At 59.0% G+C, this 1,631-nt stretch carries 4 pseudogenes; 1 reads left to right on the top strand and 3 read right to left on the bottom strand.

The annotated features are described in order from the left end of the window. Positions 1-11 precede the first annotated feature (11 nt). A pseudogene (locus BMI01S_RS40450) lies at positions 12-212 on the top strand (IS3-like element ISAzo10 family transposase); the annotation flags it as partial. A gap of 670 nt (positions 213-882) precedes the next feature. On the opposite strand, the pseudogene BMI01S_RS40445 reads toward BMI01S_RS40450, so the two are convergent. The 3 pseudogenes from BMI01S_RS40445 to BMI01S_RS42785 all read right to left on the bottom strand — a co-directional run. Further along, positions 883-1,239 (bottom strand): annotated as a pseudogene (locus BMI01S_RS40445) (integrase); the annotation flags it as partial. Positions 1,240-1,254: 15 nt separating this feature from the next. Then, positions 1,255-1,362, bottom strand: a pseudogene (locus tag BMI01S_RS40440) (transposase); the annotation flags it as partial. A gap of 4 nt (positions 1,363-1,366) precedes the next feature. Further along, positions 1,367-1,631, bottom strand: a pseudogene (locus BMI01S_RS42785) (DDE-type integrase/transposase/recombinase); the annotation flags it as partial.

The following is a 1,631-nucleotide window of genomic DNA, read 5'->3' as shown; positions in this document are numbered from 1 at the left end:
ACTAGGGCCACGACTTCGTACACTGGTACCAGCATTGCCACAGTGGCATTCGCTATGTCACACCCGCGCAGCGCCATGCCGGTGAGGATCTGGCAATCCTGAAAGCGCGTCATCAGACATGCCTCCTGGCGCGTGAACGCAATCCGGCACGTTGGTCAGGTCGCACTCGAGACTGGTCGCCGATCGTCGCCGTCACCCTCAATCCCGAGCGCTACGCTGTCATTGGCGATCACCTTCGTGCCCAGGATAATGCAGCTGGTTGCATGAATCAGGCGACAACCACATTGACTAGCTCCGCATCGGCCAATGCCACGTTTTCCATTGCGCCCCCGACGAATGCGCGAATTCCTTTTGTCATCGCCGAAGTTCTCGCCTGCATTATGCCCAGCTCAAAGAGCAGTCACGTTACTCGGTCGGCGGCCCGTCGGGGGGGGTAACCCCACAGAAGTATTGAAAGGACTCCATAGGATTTGTTGGGTTTATGTCTTCACAAATCTCGCCGGCCGCGGACGCCTGCACCGTCACGCTCGCAAGAGCAGCGGACAAGACGCCACCACAAAGCAATCTCTTCATCTTTTCCATATATAGTCCTTCCTTAATAAGCCTTAATTTATGCAGCTGTTTAGTGCCCGTCCACCGCTGTACCTTACGAAATTGTCTGGGCAAATACTAGAAGAAAAGTATCAAATATTTTGATGCCAACGCCTCCCAGATGGCTAAAAGTGCCCAACGCCCATAAATGGAAAGTCCCCCGGGAGCCCATACCAGGCTGGGCTCTGGACGCACGAGTCGCTACGCGGGCAACCGTCGCGTGAAGATCCGCTGGATCTGATGCGTGCGCTGCACCTCGTCATCGTCGAGATAGATGCACCGACAGTGCTAGGCGATGGAATCCGGCGACAGCTCGCCCGTAAACGGTCGCCATTCTGGGGACGAGCGCGGTCGTGCGGGGACGACCCAGCGCGCGCGTGGTGCGGGATTGCGCATGAAGGCGCGATAAGCGGTCGAATCCTCGCTGGTCAGCGACGACAACGCCTTGCCGCGTTAGACAATAGCCCACAGCAGAAGCCGTTCTGCCTCGCGGCGGTAGGCGCGCTGCGTGTCGGTGGCCTCGTGCCGTTCGAGCCACGCGTTGATAGCCTGCCAGTCGTTATCGGCCTCAAGCGCGCACATGGACTTCCGCGCACGAAAGAGGCCGCGCGAAGCATCGACTTCGCGTGGTACGCGGATGTTTTCCCAACCCGGCGCGGTTCAGTTACCGTTCTTGGTGATGCTGCCCAGCCGGCGCTTCTCGCCCGACGAGTGTTCGCAGGGCGTCATACTCAGCCAGGCCATTAGCTGGCGTGGGTGCGCAAAGCGTGAGAAGGTCCACCGTCTGGCCTGCCCCATCCACTGCCCGGTACAGGTAGGCCCATGCCGCGAATCTTCAGGTAGGTCTCATCGACACGCCACAAGCAACCCGCGGGTGTAGCAAAGCGGTTCCAGCGTTTGACGAACCTGGGTGTATAACGCCTCACCCAGCGTAGAATCGCCGTGTGAGCCGGCGACAATCCCCGTTCGGCCATCATCTCTACCAGATCGCGAAAGCTGAGCTTGTACCGCAGGTACCAGCGAACGCCCAGAATGATGAT

It is taken from the genome of Paraburkholderia mimosarum LMG 23256 = NBRC 106338 (assembly GCF_000739815.1).
Classification (GTDB): Bacteria; Pseudomonadota; Gammaproteobacteria; order Burkholderiales; family Burkholderiaceae; genus Paraburkholderia; species Paraburkholderia mimosarum.
This window is presented reverse-complemented; position numbering and strand designations above follow the sequence as displayed.